The sequence below is a fragment of the Microcystis sp. M53603_WE2 genome, from assembly GCF_030065435.1.
This window is the reverse complement of record NZ_JASJFF010000589.1, coordinates 1-2,831: the sequence shown is the minus strand read 5'-3', so window position 1 is coordinate 2,831 and position 2,831 is coordinate 1. Positions and strand designations below refer to the sequence as shown.

The following is a 2,831-nucleotide window of genomic DNA, read 5'->3' as shown; positions in this document are numbered from 1 at the left end:
TTTGGGAGTCGCCTATCCCCTACATATCTTTGCTAATTTACCCCTATCGATCGCTTTTCTGTTGGGTGCTGCCCTAGCTGCCACCGATCCCGTCTCTGTAATTGCCCTATTTAAAGAATTGGGGGCCAGTAAAAAACTGACGATCCTGATGGAAGGGGAAAGTCTCTTTAATGATGGGGTCGCTGTGGTGGCTTTCGTCCTCTTGGTGGGGATTCCCTTGGGAGTCGATACCTTTTCCGTCCCCGTCACGATCGCTCGTTTCTGCACCTTTGTGGGGATTGGCATCGGTGTCGGTTGCGTGATCGGTTTCGGCATTTCCTACCTTACCCAACGCTTTGATCTGCCTTTTGTGGAACAGTCTCTGACTCTAGTTTCTGCATACGGAACCTATCTCGTCACGGAAAAATTAGGCGGATCCGGTGTGATTGGGGTGGTAATTGTCGGGATTATTCTCGGTAATCTCGGTTCGCGCATTGGTATGAGTCCCCGCACGCGCCTGGTAGTTAGCGAATTTTGGGAATTTATCGCCTTTTTTGTCAATTCTATCATCTTTTTACTGATCGGCGATCAAACTCGTTTTGAGAGTCTTGGTAGTCACTTAACCGGGATTTTAATAGCGATCGCTGCTATGGTGGTTTCCCGTCTGTTCTCAATTTTTGGACTAGGGGCAATTAGTAACCTAATTACGGGCAATAACATCAATTTCAAGGAAAGAACGGTGTTATGGTGGGGAGGATTGCGCGGTTCGGTTTCGATCGCCCTAGCGTTAAGTGTTCCTACGTCTATCCCCTACCGTCAAGAAATTATTGACGTGGTTTTTGGGGTGGTTTTATTTACTTTATTGGTGCAAGGATTATCCATACAATGGCTGTTAAATGCCCTCAATCTTATCGGTGATCAACCGATTCGCACCGAATATTCGGCCTTAATTGCTCGTCAAATTGCTTTAACTAGGGTTGCCAATTATCTGCAACAACCAGAACGTTTTCCCGATATCGATCCCGAATTTTATCGCCACAAAAAAACGCTAGTGGAGGGACAACTAAAGGCCTTGGGCGATCAGTTGCAAAAATTACTACAGGAACACCCACAATTAAAAGATGTGGTAGCCGAACAATTTCAAGATACTTTACTTGATATCGAAGCTAATACCTACGCAGAATTAATTCGAGCCGGTCGTTTAAATGAAAATCTCGTTCCCCTTTTAGTGGAGGTAGAAGAAGAAAAAGAGATGGTTTAATGATCAAGTCATGGAAAATCAAAGAATTTTTGCTAAAAATTGCTGAGTTCGATCGGATTGGGGATTATTAAAAAATTTTTCTGGGGGGGCAATTTCCAAAATTAAACCCTGATCCATAAATACCACTCGATCGGCCACTTCTCGCGCGAATCCTACCTCGTGGGTGACACAAACCATGGTCATCCCCGATTTGGCTAAACTTTGCATCGTTTCCAAGACTTCTCGCACCATTTCTGGGTCTAAAGCTGAGGTGGGTTCATCGAATAACATCACCTTCGGTTGCATGGCCAAAGCGCGAACGATCGCCACCCGCTGCTGTTGTCCTCCCGATAACTGAGGGGGATATTTAAGCGCTTGTTCGAGAATACCGACTTTTTCCAGCAATTGTGCCGCTATTTCCTCCGCTTGCGCTTTTTTCCAACCGCGCACCCACATCGGACCGAGGGTGACATTATCTAATACCGTCAGATGGGGAAAGAGGTTAAATTGTTGAAAAACCATCCCGACTTCCTGACGGATTGCCTCGATATTTTTCAGGTTGTGGGAAACAGTTATTCCGTCAATAATAATGCGGCCTTTTTGATAGGATTCCAACCCATTAAAAGTGCGGATAAAGGTGGATTTTCCTGAACCGGACGGCCCCATAATCACGACAACTTCCTGTTTATTAACGGTGAGATTGACTCCCCGCAAAGCATGAAAGCGGTTATCGTACCATTTTTCCACCGCTTCGGCAATTATAATCGGTTCACTGTTGTGAGATTCCATATTTTTGAGAGTTTATTGATTATCTGTATCGGGAAACCACTGTTTCTCAAGAATTTGTCTCAGAGAGTAGGGACAAATTATCGGTAAATTTTTTAATCCTGTCTTTTTTTCTGCAATTAAGCGAGCGTTTTCATAGATATCTTCTAACTCTAGTTCTAGTTCTAGAAATTTACTTAAATTGGTGGTGAGCTTATATTCTAATTGTACTCGAAAAGTGATAATCTCTGCCGCCCAATGATTACTATTTTTTTCTCTTTCTGTTGTCCAAAATTGATAGAGTAGCAGCTAGATTATTATCGATAAAATTAAACTTTTAACAGCAGTTTTTTCGCTTCGTCTCAAAGCTGCCAACTCCTCGATTAAATGTTCGTAATCTAACTGATCTAACTGACGATTTTTTAATAACTCGATCGTCTCGCTTAACCAGCGATCATACTCCCGTTCATAAAGCTGTTCTAAAGCAAGCATTGTCTTTGATCAAATGGGGACATTATTAAAAATAACCCGTTCCTAGAAATGATAGCATAAAAGATGCGGTTGATTAGTGTAAATATTTTTTATTTAGTTTTAAACGGAGATATTTCCGCATAATTAACTGATTTTATCGAATTTATTCATATTTACACCGAATAAACACCTGAATTGATTGAGGCAATAATCCTGACTGTACCCGAAGAAGTTGGGTTCTTCGGTTTTTGTTATGCAATGGACGGGGGTTATAAGGGATGGAACCCTTATATAGAAAGGCATTTGGCGATTTTTGTCAATTATTTTTGATCTAGAGCGAACTAATCAATTAAGTCTCTTGCCAGATAAGGATTTA

The 2,831-nt window shown here is 42.0% G+C and carries 2 protein-coding genes and 1 pseudogene; 1 reads left to right on the top strand and 2 read right to left on the bottom strand.

What is annotated here, in order from left to right; translation table 11 throughout:
* The coding region (locus PX481_RS12440; RefSeq protein ID WP_288094668.1) for a cation:proton antiporter at window positions 1-1,240 on the top strand (1,240 nt) is incomplete at its 5' end.
* Window positions 1,241-1,258: 18 nt separating this feature from the next.
* Here the strand turns inward: PX481_RS12440 and PX481_RS12435 are convergent.
* Entirely contained in the window at window positions 1,259-2,008 is a 750-nt protein-coding gene (locus tag PX481_RS12435; protein WP_288094667.1) for an amino acid ABC transporter ATP-binding protein, read from the bottom strand.
* Between the two features lie 12 nt (window positions 2,009-2,020).
* Window positions 2,021-2,476 (bottom strand): annotated as a pseudogene (locus PX481_RS12430) (DUF29 domain-containing protein).
* Between the last annotated feature and the right edge of the window lie 355 nt (window positions 2,477-2,831).

Excerpts from the sequence above, each read along its gene's own strand:
- PX481_RS12435 (WP_288094667.1), bottom strand. The coding sequence starts at position 2,008 with ATGGAATCTCACAACAGTGAACCGATTATAATTGCCGAAGCGGTGGAA.